At 74.3% G+C, this 16,805-nt stretch carries 19 protein-coding genes; 10 read left to right on the forward strand and 9 right to left on the reverse strand.

Features of this window, described 5'->3' with window-relative positions:
* Positions 1-179: 179 nt before the first annotated feature.
* Both bla and ABZ449_RS07015 read right to left on the reverse strand, forming a co-directional pair.
* Positions 180-1,151: a class A beta-lactamase gene (gene bla, locus ABZ449_RS07010; RefSeq protein WP_360341440.1), complete on the reverse strand. Its 972-nt coding sequence runs from the start codon at positions 1,149-1,151 to the stop codon at positions 180-182.
* 113 nt (positions 1,152-1,264) lie between these two features.
* A complete protein-coding gene (locus tag ABZ449_RS07015) occupies positions 1,265-2,068 on the reverse strand; it encodes an SAM-dependent methyltransferase (RefSeq protein ID WP_360341443.1) in 804 nt (267 codons plus the stop codon).
* Positions 2,069-2,301: 233 nt separating this feature from the next.
* Here ABZ449_RS07015 and ABZ449_RS07020 point away from each other — a divergent pair, with 233 nt between their 5' ends.
* Both ABZ449_RS07020 and ABZ449_RS07025 read left to right on the forward strand, forming a co-directional pair.
* A complete protein-coding gene (locus tag ABZ449_RS07020; RefSeq protein ID WP_360341446.1) occupies positions 2,302-2,952 on the forward strand; it encodes a sigma-70 family RNA polymerase sigma factor in 651 nt (216 codons plus the stop codon).
* A 59-nt stretch (positions 2,953-3,011) separates the two neighbouring features.
* The gene (locus tag ABZ449_RS07025) at positions 3,012-3,680 is read left to right on the forward strand and encodes a hypothetical protein (protein WP_360341449.1); all 669 of its coding nucleotides are present in this window, start codon (positions 3,012-3,014) and stop codon (positions 3,678-3,680) included.
* 70 nt (positions 3,681-3,750) lie between these two features.
* Here ABZ449_RS07025 and ABZ449_RS07030 read toward each other — a convergent pair whose 3' ends face one another.
* The 4 genes from ABZ449_RS07030 to ABZ449_RS07045 form a co-directional block, all read right to left on the reverse strand.
* A complete protein-coding gene (locus ABZ449_RS07030; protein WP_360341452.1) occupies positions 3,751-4,425 on the reverse strand; it encodes a 4'-phosphopantetheinyl transferase superfamily protein in 675 nt (224 codons plus the stop codon).
* Positions 4,422-5,207, reverse strand: coding sequence for a hypothetical protein (locus ABZ449_RS07035; RefSeq protein WP_360341455.1), 786 nt, complete (start codon positions 5,205-5,207; stop codon positions 4,422-4,424). The genes ABZ449_RS07030 and ABZ449_RS07035 overlap by 4 nt, the downstream gene beginning before the upstream one ends.
* A gap of 4 nt (positions 5,208-5,211) precedes the next feature.
* Positions 5,212-5,502 carry a phosphopantetheine-binding protein gene (locus tag ABZ449_RS07040; RefSeq protein ID WP_360341458.1) on the reverse strand — a complete coding sequence of 97 codons (291 nt, stop codon included), beginning with the start codon at positions 5,500-5,502 and terminating at the stop codon, positions 5,212-5,214.
* Between the two features lie 158 nt (positions 5,503-5,660).
* On the reverse strand, positions 5,661-6,593 hold the full coding sequence (locus ABZ449_RS07045; protein ID WP_360341461.1) for a 3-oxoacyl-[acyl-carrier-protein] synthase III C-terminal domain-containing protein: 933 nt from the start codon (positions 6,591-6,593) through the stop codon (positions 5,661-5,663).
* Positions 6,594-6,771: 178 nt separating this feature from the next.
* On the opposite strand from ABZ449_RS07045, the gene ABZ449_RS07050 reads away from it, so the two are divergent.
* From ABZ449_RS07050 to ABZ449_RS07065, 4 genes are all read left to right on the forward strand, one after another.
* Positions 6,772-7,035, forward strand: coding sequence for a hypothetical protein (locus tag ABZ449_RS07050; RefSeq protein ID WP_360341464.1), 264 nt, complete (start codon positions 6,772-6,774; stop codon positions 7,033-7,035).
* Positions 7,032-8,231 carry a glycosyltransferase gene (locus tag ABZ449_RS07055; RefSeq protein WP_360341467.1) on the forward strand — a complete coding sequence of 400 codons (1,200 nt, stop codon included), beginning with the start codon at positions 7,032-7,034 and terminating at the stop codon, positions 8,229-8,231. The genes ABZ449_RS07050 and ABZ449_RS07055 overlap by 4 nt, the downstream gene beginning before the upstream one ends.
* A 149-nt stretch (positions 8,232-8,380) precedes the next feature.
* Entirely contained in the window at positions 8,381-9,355 is a 975-nt protein-coding gene (locus tag ABZ449_RS07060; RefSeq protein WP_360341470.1) for an ATP-binding cassette domain-containing protein, read from the forward strand.
* Between the two features lie 40 nt (positions 9,356-9,395).
* Positions 9,396-10,160 carry an ABC transporter permease gene (locus ABZ449_RS07065; protein WP_360341473.1) on the forward strand — a complete coding sequence of 255 codons (765 nt, stop codon included), beginning with the start codon at positions 9,396-9,398 and terminating at the stop codon, positions 10,158-10,160.
* A gap of 226 nt (positions 10,161-10,386) precedes the next feature.
* On the opposite strand, the gene ABZ449_RS07070 is transcribed toward ABZ449_RS07065, so the two are convergent.
* From ABZ449_RS07070 to ABZ449_RS07080, 3 genes are all read right to left on the reverse strand, one after another.
* Positions 10,387-11,322 (reverse strand): alpha/beta hydrolase, encoded by a 936-nt coding sequence (locus tag ABZ449_RS07070; protein WP_360341476.1) that lies wholly within the window; start codon positions 11,320-11,322, stop codon positions 10,387-10,389.
* A 26-nt stretch (positions 11,323-11,348) separates the two neighbouring features.
* Positions 11,349-12,143: a methyltransferase domain-containing protein gene (locus ABZ449_RS07075; protein WP_360341479.1), complete on the reverse strand. Its 795-nt coding sequence runs from the start codon at positions 12,141-12,143 to the stop codon at positions 11,349-11,351.
* Positions 12,144-12,315: 172 nt separating this feature from the next.
* Complete coding sequence (locus ABZ449_RS07080) at positions 12,316-13,416, reverse strand: alpha-hydroxy acid oxidase (protein WP_360341482.1); 1,101 nt, start codon at positions 13,414-13,416, stop codon at positions 12,316-12,318.
* Positions 13,417-13,595: 179 nt separating this feature from the next.
* Between ABZ449_RS07080 and ABZ449_RS07085 the strand changes: the two genes are divergently transcribed.
* The 4 genes from ABZ449_RS07085 to ABZ449_RS07100 all read left to right on the forward strand — a co-directional run bounded on the left by ABZ449_RS07085 (position 13,596) and on the right by ABZ449_RS07100 (position 16,804).
* On the forward strand, positions 13,596-15,035 hold the full coding sequence (locus tag ABZ449_RS07085; RefSeq protein ID WP_360341485.1) for a long-chain fatty acid--CoA ligase: 1,440 nt from the start codon (positions 13,596-13,598) through the stop codon (positions 15,033-15,035).
* A 76-nt stretch (positions 15,036-15,111) separates the two neighbouring features.
* The gene (locus ABZ449_RS07090; protein ID WP_360341487.1) at positions 15,112-15,387 is read left to right on the forward strand and encodes a phosphopantetheine-binding protein; all 276 of its coding nucleotides are present in this window, start codon (positions 15,112-15,114) and stop codon (positions 15,385-15,387) included.
* A complete protein-coding gene (locus tag ABZ449_RS07095; RefSeq protein WP_360341490.1) occupies positions 15,384-15,650 on the forward strand; it encodes an acyl carrier protein in 267 nt (88 codons plus the stop codon). Before ABZ449_RS07090 ends, ABZ449_RS07095 begins: the two co-directional genes overlap by 4 nt.
* On the forward strand, positions 15,647-16,804 hold the full coding sequence (locus ABZ449_RS07100) for a beta-ketoacyl synthase N-terminal-like domain-containing protein (RefSeq protein WP_360341493.1): 1,158 nt from the start codon (positions 15,647-15,649) through the stop codon (positions 16,802-16,804). Before ABZ449_RS07095 ends, ABZ449_RS07100 begins: the two co-directional genes overlap by 4 nt.
* Position 16,805 lies beyond the last annotated feature (1 nt).

Genomic DNA, 16,805 nt, shown 5'->3' on the forward strand with positions numbered 1-16,805 from the left:
ACCAGTCTGTGCCCGGGGAGACGGGGACGCGCGGGTGGGACGCGGGGGATGAGGGGCACCGCTGGGATGACCCCGCCGCCCGCCCGGCCCGCATCGTGTGACGGGGGCCGGGCGGGTGTCGGGAGCGTGGCGTCAGCCGAGCGAGCGGCAGGAGCTCGGCGTCAACCGACCGCGCGGCGTCAGCCGAGCGCGCCCGCGAGCAGCCCGGCCGTCCGGGCGACCAGGGGCTCGTCCTTCGCGGCCGCCTCGTCCGCCGGCTTGGTGACCAGCACGGCGAGCAGGACGGGGGCGCCGGCCGGGGTCCAGGCGATGCCGACGTCGTTGGTGGTGCCGTGGCGGCCGGTGCCGGTCTTGTCGGCCAGGACCCAGTCGGCCGGGAGGCCCGCGCGGAAGCGGTTGGTGCTGGTGGTGTTGGCCAGCAGCCAGGCGGTCAGCTGGTCCCGCTTGGCCGGCGGCAGGGCGTCGCCGAGCGCGAGTCGGCCGTAGGTGCGGGCGATGGCGTGCGGGGTGGTGATGTCGGTGCGCCGGTCGGGCTCGGCGCTGTTGAGCTCGGGCTCCCAGCGGTCCAGTCGGGTGACGCGGTCGCCGATCGAACGGGCGAAGCGGGTGACGGCGGTCGGTCCGCCGAGTTCACGGAGCAGCAGGTTGGCCGCGGTGTTGTCGCTGTAGTCGATGGTGGCGGCGCACAGCTCGGCGACGGTCATGCCGTTCGCCACGTTCTCCTCCTTGCCCGTGATCGGCGCGGCCCCACGGTCGACGGGGTCGACCTTGCCGCCGGCCCGTATGACGTCCTCGGCGGTGTACCGGATCCGCTTGGCCAGGAACTCGCCGTCGCGGTCGAGGTCCCGCAGGACGGCGGCGACGGCGACGGTCTTGAAGATCGAGCAGATCGGGAAGAGTTCGTCCGCACGGTAGCTGACGGTCCGGCCGGTGACGAGGTTGCGGCCGTAGACGCCGAGGCGGGCGGAGTGCTCCTGTTCGAGCGCGGCGAGGGCCGGGTGGAGGCCGCCCCCTGCGGTCGGGTCGCCCGCCGTCGCCGCCAGTGCCGGGACGGCGGTCGCGGCGGTGACGGCGACGGCCGCTCCGAGGCCGAGGCCGAGGCCCAGGACGGCGCGGCGGCTGTGACGGGCCTCCGAAGGCTGCGAGTACATGCTCCCCCTCTGATCGAATGTCCTCGATGCTCGCGGCGTGAGCCGCGTTCTTGATCAGCAGGACGCGGTCCGTGTGCCGATGGTTCGTCAGCAGCGCGAATTCATCCGGAGCTTCACGGTCGGAGGGCCACCGCGGCGTACAGCGACACCTCCGAGGCGGCGCCGGGCACCTCACCGGGGGCGGGCCGCCACTGCGCGATGGGGACGAGCCCCGGGTCGAGGAGGGTCCAGCCGTCGAAGAAGCGGGCGATCTGCGACCGGGTGCGGGCCTGGGCCGCGGTGCCGGCGGCCTCGTAGATCCGGGTCAGCCTGGCGATGTCCTCGGGTGCGAACTCGGGGCTGACATGGGTCAGCACCAGGGCGCTGCCGGGCACGAGGGCGGACTTGAGGAGCTCGACCAGGTCGTACGCGCCGTGGGTGTCGGGGACGAAGTGGAGCAGGGCGTTGAGGGAGAGCGCGACCGGGCGGGACAGGTCGAGGGTCTCCCGCAGGCCCGGGGCGGCGAGCAGCCCGGCCGGGTCGGTGGCGTCCGCCTCGACGTACGCGGTGCGGCCCTCGGGGGTGCCGGTGAGCAGGGCCTGGGCGTGCGAGAGCACGATCGGATCGTTGTCGACGTAGACCACCCGGGCGTTCGGCCGGAGGCTCTGGGCGACTTCGTGCAGGTTGGGCGAGGTGGGGATGCCGGTGCCTATGTCGATGAACTGGTCGAACCCGGCCTCGGCGAGCGCACGCGTCGAACGTTGCATGAAGGCACGGTTGACGCGGGCGGCGGCCCGCAGCCACGGCGCGACGGCGAGGGCCTGGCCGGCGGCCTCGCGGTCGGCCGCGAAGTTGGTGAAGCCGCCGAGGAAGTAGTCGTACATCCGCGCCGAGTGCGGCACGTGCAGCCGCAGGTCCACCCCGTCGTAGAGACCCATCGCGCTCTCCCCCGGTTCCGTTCCCGATCGATCGTTCCTGACCACGATAGGCGGGACGGTTCGCGGTTCCGAACAGCTTCGGAGCATTCCAACCAACCGACGGAGCCCATGAGATGACCATCTGTATTCGGATTGCATCCTGGAGTGACAGGCCTGATGGAATGAGGATGGCACCGACAGCCCGACCCTCGGGTGGCCGGGTGAGCAGCCGACGGCCACGGAAAGCAGGCTCGATGACGATCGACAGGGGTGCCCCGGCGCGCAGGTTCCGGGGCGGAACGGCCGTGGCGCACATCCGCGGAACGGAGGCGGAGCCGGCGGCCGGCTCCGCCCGCACCCCACGGTCCGACCCCGAACTCCGCCTCGGCGTCGCCTACGCCGCCTTCTGCGAGACGCACGAACCCGCCTGGCACGCCCTCGCGTTGACCCGGATAGGCAACCAGGCCGACGCGGCGCTGGTGGTCGGGGCGGTGAAGTCCGATCTGGCCCGCTGCTGGCCGCAGGTCCTGCGGTTCGAGGAACCGGCCGCGTACGCCTGGCGGTTGGCCAACCGGCACGTCTCGGACTGGGTGGCCGCCGAGGAGCCGGTGGAGGTGGAGGCGGTCACCTTCGCGGCGGTGATCGGGGCCTTCAAGCAGGTGGCGAAGGGACTGCTGCACAGCGAGGCCGACGAGGTGCGGCTGTACGCGGCGATCCTCGAACTGCCGGACCGGCAGCGGGACGTGGTGATCCTGCGGTACCTGCTCGGTCTGCACGTCAAGGTGATCGCGGCGTACCTGGGACGGCCGGCGGCGACGGTGCACTCCAACCTCCGGCACGCCCGGGACCGCCTGGCCCGCCGACTCGGGGTGGGCGAACTCCCGGACGCCGAGGGGGAGCTGTGACGGCCACACCGGACGACGGTGCCCCGGCCGGAGCGGAACCGGCGGACGGTGGGCACAGGGTGTTCCGCGTCCCCCGGGCCGAACGCGCCCATGCGGAGCGGATCGCGGCGGTGCGCCGGGCCCGGCTCACGGCCGCGCCCGCCCACCTGCCGTCCGAGCACGAGCAGGCGGCCTTCGAACTCGGACTGGTGGTGGCCCTGGTGCTGGGCGCGCCGGACGCCTCGCACGGACTCGACCTGCTGGTGAACGCGCACCGGATCGAACCGGAGGGAGCCGAGGTGTTCGGCGCGCTGCTGTTCGCCACGGGAAAGGAGGAGGGCGCCGAGTTCTGGTGGCGCTTCGCGGCGGGCTCGGGCAGCGGCACGGCCGCCTACTGCCTGCACCTGCACCACCTGATGCTCGGCGAGACGGACGACGCCGACTACTGGCGGGCCTGGTCGGACCAGCTGGCGACAGTCGAACGTCCGCCCGGGCCGAGGGCTTTGAGGATGGACCGGCCGTTGCTGCCGGACGACGTACGACGGGACATCCTCTCCCGGGTGCACCGGGGGCTCGCCCCGCAGCTGCCGCCGGCGCTGGTCGCGGTGATCGACCGGCTGCCGGTGCAGGACGGAGACGACGAGGAGGTGCCGAGCCCGTGGGGGCTCACCTCGGGGGCGACCTCGGCCTGCACCTGGGAGGCCCTTCCGTGGGGAGCGGCGGACGACCGCGGCGCCCCGTGGGGGTGAGCGCCCCGCGGACTGCCGTGATCATCCCTTCAGGTGATCACTTTCATGTGAGCGCCCATCCGTTGAGCACCTATCCGTTCCATTCATGACAGTCGACACGCATCGACGATCCTCCGAGGGCCGCGACGGCCGCTCGGAACGGCCCCGCGACGGGCACGTCGCAGAGCCGGGACGGGCCGGCGCCGAGCCCACCCGGATCGGCCACCGGCACCGGCGACGGACCGGCGACGGGCACGCCGAAGGACTGCGCGAGCCGCCCGCCATACGCCTTGACGCAGGCCTCGCGGCGGCACCACAGCGTGGTGAACCGTGCCGCCCGCTCGGCCGGATCGACCGGCTCGGCGACGAACCGCGCCTCCTCGAACGGGAACCAGCGGGCGGCCATCCGCTCGGCCGTCCGCGGGTCGTGGAGCCGCTCGACGTCGACGCCGACCGCCCGCCCCTCGGCGAGGGCCAGCACCGCGACCTCGCCCGAGGCCGACCAGCTGACCCCCAGCCCGTCGGCCCCCGCCGGCTCGGGCTTGCCGTTCGGCCCGTAGCGCCAGACCAGTCCGGCCGGGCGGATGCCGAGCCGGGCGGCGACCAGCTGCCGGACGGCGCCGTGCACCACGGTGAAGCGCTCTCGCAGCCCTGGGTCCGTCCGGGACGCCCGGGCCCGCTCGTCCGGGTCGAGCGATTGCCACAACTCGGCGACGGAGGCGGCTGGTTGACGCGTATCGATCAGCCAGAGGTCGATCGTCGTCATGGCAGGGCGAGCGTGCTCAGCACCCCGAGCCGGCGGTCGTAGCCGGCCAGCAGCGCGGGCCGCCCGTCCGCCCGCCACTGCGGGAGGTGTTCGGCCAGCTCCGCCCAGAGCCCGGTGAACGGCTGGGCCGGTGGCGGTTCCCCCGCGTCGAAACCCGGGCCGAGCAGCAGCGCCGCCTCCGGCCCGAGCTCGTCGACCTCGGCCCGGGCCGTCTCCGTCGGGGAGGTCACGCCCCGGGTCTGCCGGACGGCCAGGCCATCGCCCGGGGCCTCCTCGCAGACCAGCACCACCACCGCGTGCCGTTCGGGCAAGGGCACCGGTCCGGCTGGTTCGTAGTGCAGCGTGCTCTGTTCGGCGAGCACCACCACGGCCCGGCGACAGGTGCCGGTGCGCTGGTGGCCGGCGGCCAGCCGCAGCGCGGTGAAGGCCGCCGCACCGCCCTGGTCGCAGACCGCGAAGGCGAGCGGGCTGCCCGGGACGGACCGACTCAGCGCCAGCGAGGACGGCGCGCCTGGCCGGACGTCCGGGGTGTCGAAGGCCAGGATCAGCAGGTCGGCGGGCTCGCCCTCGGCGAGCGCCTCGCGCAGCACTCCGGCGGCCAGTTCCTCGTAGGAGTGGCCGACGCCCGCGCCCAGCAGGTCCTCGCGCAGCGGCAGGCCGTAGGGGCGGACGAGGTCGGAGACGAAGACCCGAAGGTCCGGGTCGAGCGAGGTCTCCGAGCGGCCGTCGAACCGGCGGGCCAGCGCCCGGGTGATCCGCAGGCCGGTGGGGCCGGGGGCCACCCGGTCAGTCCTCGGGGATGACGTGCCCGGCGACGTAGTCGGCCAGCCTGGTGACCGACCGCAGGTCGTCCTCGGTGATCTGCTCGACGTCCACCTGGATGTCGAGCGACTCCTCCAACTCCAGGATCAGCTCGATGGTGCCGGCCGAGGTGAGGCCGAGATCGTCGAAGAGGCAGGCGTCCTGCGGGATCTCGGGCAGTTCGCGCTTGAGGACGCGCGGCAGGAGCTCGCCGATGCCGTGCAGGATGCGCTCGCGCAGCTCGGGGTCGGTGGTCTGGACCGCGGGTTCTGACATGGGTGTCCCGTCCCGTCGTACGTGGGATGTGTGATCCGGGGCTTGCGGGCGCCCCGGGGCTCTGGGGTGGTGTCGTGGTGCGGTGTGAGGTGGCGCGGGAATCCGGCGTCGCCGTACGGACGGCGGCCGCCGGCGGATTCGACGGAGTCGGCGGGCCGTCAGTACCGCATCGCCATCGCGGAGAAGGTGGCTCCGACACCGGCGGCGGCGATCAGGTAGTGGTCGCCGCGGCGGAGCAGCCCCCGCGTGGTGGCGGTGTGGAGATTGATGAGGCCGTCCGAGGCGAAACTGTGCCCGACCGACCGCACGTTGTCCAGCACGACTTTCTCGATCGGATAGCCGATCCGGCGCGCGATCATCCGCCAGGACGCCTGGTTGACGTTGTGCGGCAGGATCGCTGCCAGGTCACGGAGGTCCAGACCGGCCTGGTCCAGGGCGGCCTCGATCGCCTCCACCATCACGTTCGGGTACTCGCGCTGGTAGCGGGCGAGCAGGTCGGGGTCCTCGGCCAGCCGACCGTCGAACTCCGGGCGCTGGCGCACCACGAAGGAGAGCATCCGGTGGCGCTCGCCGCCGGCGCTGACCAGGCAGGCGGCCGCGCCCTCGGCGAAGATACCGGTCTCGGGCACCACCTGGGCGTCCTTGGTGAAGGTCTTCTCACCGGTCAGCACCAGCGCGAGCGCCGAGGGGTCGGGTTCGGCCGCGAGCAGCCGGCCGGCCAGGTCGATGGCCAGCAGGCCCACCGCGCACGCGTGGTGGGTCACCGTGAAGGCGCTGGCGTGCGCCAGCCCACGGGCGTCGAGCAGGTCGTGCAGCGGGTTGAGCGGGTGGGGCACCGCCACCGGCATGCTGCGGGCGTGGATCACGAAGCGGATGTCGTGTTCGCGTCCGCGCAGCTCCGCCAGGTTGTCCAGGGCGGCGTCGAGCAGGTCGGGCAGCGTCCCGGCCGGATCCAGACGCAGCTGGTCCAGGCCGTGGAAGCGGCGGAAGAGACGGATTTGACGTGGGGTCAGGCCGATGCGCTCGCCCGCCGCCTCGATGGGAACGGCGTGCGGGGGGAGGTGAACGGCCACTGCCTCCAGTGCGGTCACGCGGGCTAGTATTCCGACGCCCGCCGGGTCGCACAAGTGATCTCGGGCCCCCTCCGTCGCCGCCGTTCCCCGGATTCCGGCCAACTGCCCTCCGGTGCGGCGGCGTTCACCCCCGTGCCGTCGAGCAGGTGGGAGATCTCTCATGCCCAACCCTGAACCCCCTTACCCCGGAGCTCCGTTGAACCCGGAGCTGGTGGCCCTGCTGGTCGAGGTGGCCGGCGCGCCGCCCGGCTGGGCGCGTCACGTCACCCCGGACGCCAGGCTGGACGGCGACCTGCTGTTGGACGAGGACGAACTCGCCGAACTGGCCGGGCGGCTGAGCGAGCGCTTCGGCCCGGAGGCCGACCTGGCCGCGCTGCGCGCCGGGCTGGACCTGGCCGCCCTGGAGGCCCTGACCGTCGCCGACGTGCAGCGGCTGCTCCCCGAGGAGGGCCCGCGATGACCCGGTTCCTGCTGGTGATGCCGCCGTTGACCGGCCACGTCAATCCGGCCGCCGGCATCGCTGCCGAACTGACCGCGCGCGGCCATCAGGTCGCCTGGACCGGCACCGAATCGGTGCTGCGCCCGCTGCTCGACCCCCAGGCCCGGGTGCTCGGCACCGGCACCCGGGCGTTCCGGGCCCAGGGCGGACACGGGCTGGCCGCGCTGCGCTCGCTCTGGGAGGGCTTCATCGTCCCGTACGCACGCTTCACCCTGAAGCCGCTGGACGCGGTGGTGCGGGAGTGGCGTCCGGACGTACTGCTGGTCGACCAGCACACCCCGGCGGGCGCGCTGGTCGCGCACCGACACGGCCTGCCGTGGGCCTCCTTCGCGCCCGGGGCGATGGAACTGGGGCGCCCCTACCGGGCGTTGCCGCAGGTCGAAGCCTGGATGACCGGGCTGCTGCGGGGGCTGTGGGAGCGTGCGAGGCTGCCCTCCGAGGAGTATCTGGACCCGCGCTCCTCCCCCGCCCTGGTGCTGGCGACCACCGGTCAGGCGCTCACCGGCTCGGCCCCGCCGCCGGAGCACGCACTGGTCGGGCCGGTGATCTCGGCGCGGCCGCACGATCCGGACTTCCCGTGGGAGCGGCTGCTGCCCGGCCGGCGGCGGGTGCTGGTCACCATGGGCACGCTGGCCGGCGAGCTGGGCGCGGACTTCCTCGCCCGGTCCGTCCGGGCGCTGGAGCTGTGCGGCGACGAGGTGCAGCCGGTGTTCGCCGCGCCGCGCGAGCTGCTGCCCGAACTCCCCTTCCGGGCCGTGGCAGTGGGCCGGGCTCCGGTGCTGGAGCTGATGGCGCGCGGCGAGCTGGACGCGGTGCTCTGCCACGGCGGGATGAACACCGTGGGCGAGGCGCTGGCGCACGGCCTGCCGCTGGTCACCGCGCCGATCCGGCACGACCAGCCCATCGTGGCCGGCCAGGTGGCGGCGACGGGCGCCGGGCTGCGGGTGCCGTTCGCGCGCGTCACTCCGGCGCGGCTGGCGGACGCGCTGCTGGCCGTCCTCGACTCGACGGACCACCGCGAGCGGGCGGTACGGGTCGGGAGCCAACTGCTGGCCGGGGGTGGTGCGGCGGCCGCGGCGGACCGACTGGAGGCGCTCGGCCGAGCGGCCCCCGACCGGCCTCGACCCGTGCCGGCCCCCGGATCGCCCTCCCCTTAGCAGACCGGCGAAGCGCACGTCCATTGGTCTAGGCCATTGTTTCCGGGGCGGGGTTCGCCCTAGGGTGTCGCAGCGGCACCGCCCTCCGCAGGTGCCGGGCCCCGCCTTTCCAGGTGCCGTGGCAGCCCATCCCCGCACGGGAGTTCCGGTTGATCGAGACCGCGGGACTGCGCAAGTCCTACCGCAAGAAGACCTCCCGCCGCAGCGGCGGGAGCACCACCGTCGACGCCGTCCGCGGCATCGACCTGTCGGTCGCCGCCGGCGAGATCTACGGCTTCCTCGGCCCCAACGGCGCCGGGAAGACCACCACCCTGCGCATGCTGGCCACCCTGATCCGCCCGGACGGCGGCCGGGCCGTCATCGCCGGGGCCGACCTCTTCACCGACCCCGCCGGGGTCCGCCGCCGGATCGGCTACGTCGCCCAGGGCGGCGGCACCACCGACCACGTCAGCGGCCGCGAGGAACTGGTGCTCCAGGCCCGGATGTACGGCGCGGCCAAGGCGCAGGCCGTCCAGGCCGCCGCGGACGCGCTCAAGGCCTTCGACCTGACCGACTTCGGCGACCGCCCGTGCGCCACCTACTCCGGCGGTCAGCGCCGCCGGGTGGACATCGCGCTCGGAGTGATCCACCAGCCCCGGGTGCTGTTCCTGGACGAGCCCACGGTCGGGCTGGACCCGGCCAGCCGGGCGCACGTCTGGGAGGAGATCCGCCGGCTGCGCACCGGGGGCATGACGGTGGTCGTCACCACCCACTACCTGGACGAGGCCGACGCGCTCTGCGACCGGGTCGCCATCGTCGACCACGGCGAGGTGGTGGCCGAGGGCACCCCCGAGGCGCTCAAGCGCGAGATCTCCGGCGACGTCGTCCTGGTCGGGCTGGACGCCGGGGAGGCGGCCTTCGAGCGGGCGGCCGCGGTGCTGCGCCCGCAACCGTACCTGCACCGGCTGGAGCGGAACGGCGACGAGGGGCTGCGGCTGTACCTGGAGGACGGCGCCGCCGCCATCCCGCAGCTGCTGCGCGCCCTGGACGCGGCGGGCGTGACGCCCGGCACCGTACAGCTCCAACGGCCCAGCCTGGACGACGTGTTCCTGGCCCGCACCGGCCGCTCGCTGCAGCAGTCCTGACCCCGTACCGCCCGGACCCGCACAACCCCCTGGGGAGACCGTGAAGCTCGCCCGCGACACCTGGCTGGTCTTCCAGCGCCAGCTGCTGCTGATGATCCGCACCCCGGTCTGGATCGCCGTCGGCATCATCCAGCCCGTGTTCTACCTCCTGCTGTTCGCCCCGCTGCTGAAGAAGGTGCTCGCCCCGGAGGGCGCCAACAGCTACGCCGACGCCTACCAGGTGTACGTGCCGGGCCTGTTGGCGGTCCTGTGCATCTTCGGCGGGCTGTTCACCGGCTTCACCCTGCTCGGCGAGCTCAGGGCCGGCATCATCGAGCGCTCCCGGGTGACCCCGGTGAGCCGGCTGGCGCTGCTGCTCGGGCGGGCGCTGCGGGAGATGGTGGCGCTGCTGGTGCAGGCCGTCCTGATCACCCTGATCGCGCTGCCGTTCGGGCTGCGGGTGAACCCGCTGAACCTGCTGCTCGCCTACCTGCTGCTGGGCCTGCTGGCGCTGATGACCTCGGCGATCTCCTTCGGCATCGCGCTGATGGTGCCGACCGACGCGGCGATGTCGCCGGTGGTCAACACCATCGCGCAGCCGATCGCGCTGCTGTCGGGGGTGCTGCTGCCGCTCACGCTGGCGCCAGGGTGGCTGCAGGAAGCGGCCAGGTGGAACCCCTTCTACTGGGCCGTGGAGGGCATGCGCGCGCTGTTCTCCGGGCACGCCGGGGACAGCGTGGTCTGGCAGGGGCTGCTGGTGGTCGTCGTGATGACCGTCCTGGCGGTCTACTGGTCGGCCCGACTGTTCTCCACCCGGGTGCGCTGACCGACACCCGCCGACCGACACCCGCCAGAGGGGCCCGGTGAGCCGGGCCCCTCTGGCGTTGCGCACCGCCCGTGGCGTACCGGGGCCCGCCCGCGTGACCTCGGGCCGTCACACGGGCCGCCGGCTTCGCCACGCCCCCGGCAGGCGGGTGGTGGCCCGGTAGAGGACGGTCACGCGTCCGGGCGCGGATCGGCCGGGGAGGCGTGCGGGGCGTCCGAGCAGGGCTTCATCGCAGTGCCTCACGGAGACACTCCGCCGCGAAGGCCTGGGCCTCGGCGGCGGCGTCCAGGGTGCCGGTCATGGCGAAGAAGCCGTGCGGCATGCCCCGGTAGCGGCGCAGCTCCACCGGGACCCCGGCGGCGCGCAGTGCCTCGGCGTACTGCTCGCCCTCGTCCCGCAGCGGGTCGTACTCGGCCGTCAGGACGGTCGCGGGCGGCAGACCGGCCAGGGTGACGGCGCGCAGCGGGGAGGCGTACGGGCTGGCGCCGTCGTCCTCGTCGGCCAGGTAGTGGCCCCAGTACCAGGCCACCGAGCGGCGGTTGAACAGCGCCGGGTCGTCGTGGGCGCGCAGCGAGGGGGTGTCGGCGCCGTGGTCGGTGTTGGGGTAGACCAGCAGCTGGTGACGCAGGGCGGGGCCGCCGTCGGCGCGCAGCAGCAGGGTGAGCGCGGCGGCCAGGTTGCCGCCGGCGCTGTCGCCGCCGACCGCCAGCCGGTCCGGGTCGATGCCGAACTCATCCGCCCGGAGGACGAGTTGCAGCAGGGCGGCGCGACAGTCGTGCAGCGCCGCGGGGAAGGGGTGTTCGGGGGCGAGCCGGTAGCCGACGGAGGCGGTGACGCAGCCGATGGCGTTGGTGAGCCGGCGGCAGATCGCGTCACTGGTGTCGGGCGAGCCGAGCGTCCAGCCGCCGCCGAACAGGTAGAGCAGGGCGGGCAGTCGGCGGCCGGGCGGCTCGGGGCGGTAGAGCCGCAGCGCGAGTTCGCCGCCGGGACCGGGGATGCGGTGCTCCTCCACGGCGGCGACCGGTTCGGGCGTGCCGGCCGCCGCGCGGATGTCCGCGAGGTCGGCGGCCCGGGCCTCGGCGAGGGTGAGGGTGTAGAGCGGCGGGGTACCGCTGTCGGCACGGCGGGCGCGCAGCGCCTCGGCCTGGGGGTGCAGGGGCATGGGCGGATCCGTTCGGTGCGGAGGGCTCAGCGGTCTGCCTCGACGTAGACGGTCTCGTCGGTGCGGAAGGCCGTGTCGAGGTCGGCGACGTCCGGCCGGATGCCCTGCCGGTAGGCGCACGGACGAATCCTCTCGGGGGCGAAGCCGGCCTGGGTGAGGACATGCCGCAGTTCGTCCAGATCGTAGATCCACTGGTGCCCGAAGTACCGGAAGATCTGGTTCACCAGGAAGGCCGGGCGGGCGGGCATCGGCGGGCCGAAGCCGAGGGTGGTCAGCCGGCGCCGGTGCTTGGCGAGGAAGCCGTCGCCGGTGGCGTAGCCGACCAGGTAGCGGGCGAGGTCGGGCGTGGTCAGGCGCAGGACGCCGCCGGGGCGCAGCACCCGGCGGGCCTCGCGCAGCCAGCCGATGGCGACGGGCATGGTGACGTGCTCGATCAGGTGCTCGGCGTACACCCAGTCGACGCTGGCATCGGCGAAGGGCAGCGGTTCGGCGATGTCCAGCCGGGTGAACCAGCGGTCGCCGTCGACCCGGTAGAGGGTGCCGGGCCCGGTGGCGGTGGCGGGCCCGGTGGCGGTGTCGGGGCTGCGCAGGGTGGCGAGGTCGGTCCCGAGCCCCTCCGGGTGAGCGGTCCGGAAGGCGGCGAACTCGATTCCGGTGATGCCGAGTTCGCGCAGGCCCGCGTGGTCGCGCGGCAGCCCGCCCGGGTGCGCTTCGAGCGTCTCGCAGGTGGCGACCTGTTCGCTGAAGGCGTCCAGCCGGGGGGCCAGCCCGTCCGGGTCGTCCCAGTCCCAGCCCGGGAATCGCTCGCTCTGCTCGGTCATGGTGTCGGAACCTCCTGGTGGGAGAACGCGGTTCGGGTGCGGCGCGGTTCAACGGCCGCGCGGGTGCGGCCCGGTTCAACAGCCGCGCGGGTGCGGCGCGGTTCAACGGCCGCGCGGGTGCGGCCCGGTCGACGACCGGGGCGCCACCGGGTCGACGGCCGCGGGTGCGGCGTCAGCCGGCCGGGCAGGGCCAGGGCGCGAGGACCGTGCGGTCCAGGTCGGCGAGCCGGGGGCGGCCCAACAGGGCCATGGTGTGCTCCAGTTCCTCGCGCAGCAGGTCGAGCACCCGGTGCACCCCGGCCTCGCCGTCGGCGGCCAGGCCCCAGAGCGCGGGGCGGCCGATCAGGACGGTGCGGGCCCCGAGGGCGAGGGCGATCGCGATGTCGGTGCCGCTGCGCACGCCGCCGTCGAGCAGCACCGGCAGTTCGGCGGGCACGGCCTCGACCACTTCCGGGAGTGCCGCCAGGGACGGTATCGCCCCGTCGAGTTGGCGGCCGCCGTGGTTGGAGACCAGCAGGCCGTCGACGCCGTGCTCGACGGCCAGCCGGGCGTCCTCGGCGGTGAGGATGCCCTTGAGGACCAGCGGCAGCCGGGTGCGTTCGCGCAGCCAGGCCAGATCGGTCCAGCTCAGGGTGGGGTCGAACTGCTCGCGGGCGTGCTCGGCGATACCCGAACTTCCGCCGGTGGCGCGGTGGCTGGCGGACATCAGGGACTGGTCCAGATTGACCGCGCGGACTGCGGGCGGGATGGCGAAGCCGTTGCGCAGGTCGCGCAGCCGGCGGCCGATCCTGGGGGCGTCCACGGTCAGCACCAGCGCGCGGTAGCCGGCCGCCTCGGCGCGTTCCACCAGGGCGGCCAGGACGGCGCGTTCGCGCAGCCAGTACAGCTGGAGCCAGAGCGGGCCGGTGGCGGCCGCGGCGATCTCCTCCAGGGTCCGGCTGGCGAACATCCCGGCGACCAGCAGGGCGCCGGCCCGACCGGCGGCGCGCGCGGTGGCGGTCTCGCCCTCCGGGTCGACCAGCCGGTGGTAGGCCATCGGGGCGATCCCGAGCGGGATGCTCAGCGGCGCGCCGAGCAGGGTCAGCGCGGGGTCGCAGGCGGAGACGTCGACCAGGGTGCGCGGGCGCAGCGCATGGCGTGCGAACATCTCCCGGTTGGCCGCCAGGGTGCGTTCGGCATCACTGCCTCCTTCGATGAAGTCCCATATTTCCGGTGGGAGTCGGGTGCGCGCCGCGCGCTCGATCCCGGCCGGCGTGAGAGCTCCCACGGGCATTCCTCGTTCCAGGACGGCCACGCGCGGGCCGGTCCCGGTTGGGCAGCGTAGGAGCAACAACCACATTGGTATAGACCTTGATTTGACCAAACGTCTGTGCCATGGTCTGGCCACGGAATCGGCCGTTTGGATTTGTTAACGGCGTTCATGTCAAATCCCCTCACTTGTGTGGAGCCGCGTTGACCGGCTTTTCCCCCTCCGTACTTCCGGCCGCCTTCCCGCCGCACTCCGACGCCCCGGACTCCTGGGTCGACCGGTTGCTGCTGGCCGGCCCCGGCGACGAGGAGTGCCTGCACCTCGGCGCACCGCTCGACCGGGACGCCCTGCGCGCCCTGGTCGCGGAGCAGTCCGACCGGCTGGCAGCCGCCGGGCTCGGCCCCGGCGGGACGGCGGCGCTGCGACTGCCGCCCTCGGTGGCGTTCGTCGCGACGCTGCTGGCGTGCTGGCGTCTCGGCGCCCAGGTCGCCCTGCTCGACCACCGGTTGACCGACCACGAGGTCGACGCGGCGGTGACGCGGCTGGCCCCGCAGGTGCTGGTAGGCTCCGCCCATCGCTCCGTGGCGACCCTGCGCGGCTTCTCCGAAGTCGAGCCGGTGGCCGTTCCGTTGGCGGACGGACTCCCGGCCCGCACCGGGCACGCGCTGATCCAGCTCAGCTCCGGATCCACCGGTCCGGCCAAGGTCATCGCCCGCACCGCGGCCGACCTGCTGCGCGAACTCGACTGCTACCGCAGGCTGGTGGAGTTCCCCGGCGAGGGCGAGCGGGTCGTCCTGCTCTCCTCGGTGGTGCACGTGCTGGGCCTGGTCGGCGGGCTGCTCAACAGCCTGCACGCCCGGGCCGCGCTCACCGTTCCGGAGCGGATGACGGCGGCGGGCATCCTCGCCGAGGTCGCCGCGAGCGACCGGCCGACCACCGTGATCGGAGTGCCCTTCCACGCCGAGCTGCTGGCGGGGACGGTCGCTCCCCCGCCACTGCCCCGGCTGCGGCGGATGGTCGTGGCGGGGGAACTCGTCCGCCCGGGGCTGCCCGCGCTGTTCACCGAGCGCTACGGCGTCCCGCTCGGCACCATGTACGGCATGACCGAGACCGGGGTGATCGCCACCGACCTCCCCGGTACGCTCCACCCCGCCAAGCAGCCCGTGCACGGCATGGAACTCCGCCTGGTGAAGGGCGAGTTGCAGATCGGCACGGCGTCCTCCCCGTACCCCGGGCTGGACGATCCGACCCGCTGGTCGGACGGCTGGCTGCACACCCGGGACGCCGCCGAACTGACCGCCGACGGCCTGGTCACCGTACTCGGCCGACTGGACTCCCAGGTGTCGATCGGCGGCCTGAAGGTCGACCTCACCGAGATCGAGCAGACGCTCACCGCGCTGCCCGAGGTCCGCGAGGCCGTGGTGGTCTTCGACGGCGGCGCGATCGAGGCCTACCTCGCCACCGAACCCGACACCGACCTCGCCACCGTCCAGGACGGGTTGGCCCGCCGTCTGGCCGCCTACAAGCGGCCGCGCCGGCTCGCCCGACTGGACCGGCTCCCCCGCACCGCCACCGGAAAGCTGCTGCGCGACCCGGCCGTCCTGCGCGAGGCCGCGGCCACCGGCCGACCGGCCTCCGGCTGACCGCGTTCCACCGGCAGGACGCACCCGGCCGCGCCCGATCCCTTCGCACCACCACCCCGACAAGGAGCCCACCACCATGCAGGACCGCATCCGCGCCTTCGTCCTGGCAGCACTCGCCGAGATGCAGTACGACGTCTCCGAGGTCACCGGGGACACCGACCTCGGCCCGGCCGGACTGGACCTCGAATCGCTCGCGCTCGCCGACCTCTCGGTCCAGGTCGAGGACGAGTTCGGGATCAAGTTCGACCTGGACGAGATGGAGACCACCGCGCTGATGACGCTGGACGAGTTCACCGCCGACGTCACCCGCCGGATCGACGCCCTCGCCGCCGCCTCCGGCAGCGCCGCGTGAGCGCCTCCCCGCCCCCCGTCGCCCTGCCGGACCGGGCCGAGGTCCTGACCATGCTGGCGGCGTTCGGGCAGCGCGCCGTCGACGCCGTCCCCGAGGACCTCGGTTCGCTCGAACTCACCTGGCTCGTCGCCGAGTTCGAGCAGCGCTACGGACTCCAGCTGGACCTGGACGACGACCGCTTCGGCGCGGTGAGCACCGTCGACGACGCCACCGAACTGCTGCGCGAGGCCGTCCTCGCCGACCGCGCGGGCGCGCGGCCGTGATCCCCGCCGGTACGGGATCCGGACCGCCGGGCCGCGCGGCCGGCCACCCGGTGGTCACCGGTGTCGGGGTGCTCAGCGCCGCCGGGCGAGGGCTTGCCGCGCTGACCGAGGCCGCCACCCACGGGCAGGCCCTGTTCGGCCCGGTCACCCGCTTCGACGTGAGCGCCCGCCGCACCACCCGGGCCGCGCTTCTCCCCGACACCGTGCCGCTGGCCGGCACCTTCCCGCTGGCCGGGGCCGTGCTCGACGCGATCGGCCAGGCCTGCCGACAGGCCGGGCTGACCGCCGCCGAGGGCGCCGGACTGCCGGTGCTGCTCGCGCTGCACAGCGACGAACGCACCCGCGCGACCGCTGCCGCGGTGGCCGCCGGGGTCCGTACCGCCTGGGGCGCGCCGGGCGTCACCCGGGTGTACACCAACGCCTGCGTGGCCGCCGCGACCGCCGTCGCCGACGCGGGCGCCCTGGTGGCGGCCGGACGGCACGAGCGGGTCCTGGTCGCAGCCGGGCACCTGGTCGAACCGGGTGTCTTCGCGGTCTTCGACGCCGGACGGGCACTGGCCCGGGACGGCGAGGCGCGCCCGTTCAGTGCCGGCCGCACCGGCACCCTGCTCGCCGACGCGGCCGCCGCCGTCCTGGTCGAGTCCGCCCCGGCCGCCGAACGGCGCGGCGCGCGCTCCCTCGCCCGGCTGGCCGGCTGGGGCCGGGCCGGGGACGCCCACCACGTCTGCCGCCCGGAACCGGAGGGCGGCGGGGTCGTCCGGGCGATCGGGGCCGCGCTCAGCCGCGCGGCGATCGACCCGGCCGAGGTCGGCTACGTCAACGCCAACGGCACCGGTTCCACGCTCGCCGACCGGGCCGAGGCTCGCGCCCTGCGGCGGGTGTTCGGCCCGCATACCGACCGCCTGCCGGTCAGCTCCGGCAAATCCGTGCACGGGCACGCCCTGGAGGCCTCGGCGCTGCTCGAACTCGCGGCCACCATCGGCGCGTTGGACATCGGAATGCTCCCGGTCAACGCCGGCTGGCTCGGCCCGGACCCGGACCTCGCGCTCGACCTCGTCCTGGACGGCCCGCGCGCCGCCCGCCCCCCGTACGCCCTCAGCCTCAACTCCGCCTTCGGTGGCGCCAACACCGCGCTGCTGCTGGCCCCGGGATGAC

The organism is Kitasatospora sp. NPDC005856 (assembly GCF_040629945.1).
Taxonomy (GTDB): domain Bacteria; phylum Actinomycetota; class Actinomycetes; order Streptomycetales; family Streptomycetaceae; genus Kitasatospora.

What these genes read in the sequence shown, in the direction of transcription:
- bla (WP_360341440.1), bottom strand. Translation starts at nt 1,151, where the DNA reads ATGTACTCGCAGCCTTCGGAGGCCCGTCACAGCCGCCGCGCCGTCCTG.
- ABZ449_RS07015 (WP_360341443.1), bottom strand. Translation starts at nt 2,068, where the DNA reads ATGGGTCTCTACGACGGGGTGGACCTGCGGCTGCACGTGCCGCACTCG.
- ABZ449_RS07020 (WP_360341446.1), top strand. Translation starts at nt 2,302, where the DNA reads ATGACGATCGACAGGGGTGCCCCGGCGCGCAGGTTCCGGGGCGGAACG.
- ABZ449_RS07030 (WP_360341452.1), bottom strand. Translation starts at nt 4,425, where the DNA reads ATGACGACGATCGACCTCTGGCTGATCGATACGCGTCAACCAGCCGCC.
- ABZ449_RS07040 (WP_360341458.1), bottom strand. Translation starts at nt 5,502, where the DNA reads ATGTCAGAACCCGCGGTCCAGACCACCGACCCCGAGCTGCGCGAGCGC.
- ABZ449_RS07055 (WP_360341467.1), top strand. Translation starts at nt 7,032, where the DNA reads ATGACCCGGTTCCTGCTGGTGATGCCGCCGTTGACCGGCCACGTCAAT.
- ABZ449_RS07070 (WP_360341476.1), bottom strand. Translation starts at nt 11,322, where the DNA reads ATGCCCCTGCACCCCCAGGCCGAGGCGCTGCGCGCCCGCCGTGCCGAC.
- ABZ449_RS07075 (WP_360341479.1), bottom strand. Translation starts at nt 12,143, where the DNA reads ATGACCGAGCAGAGCGAGCGATTCCCGGGCTGGGACTGGGACGACCCG.
- ABZ449_RS07080 (WP_360341482.1), bottom strand. Translation starts at nt 13,416, where the DNA reads ATGCCCGTGGGAGCTCTCACGCCGGCCGGGATCGAGCGCGCGGCGCGC.
- ABZ449_RS07090 (WP_360341487.1), top strand. Translation starts at nt 15,112, where the DNA reads ATGCAGGACCGCATCCGCGCCTTCGTCCTGGCAGCACTCGCCGAGATG.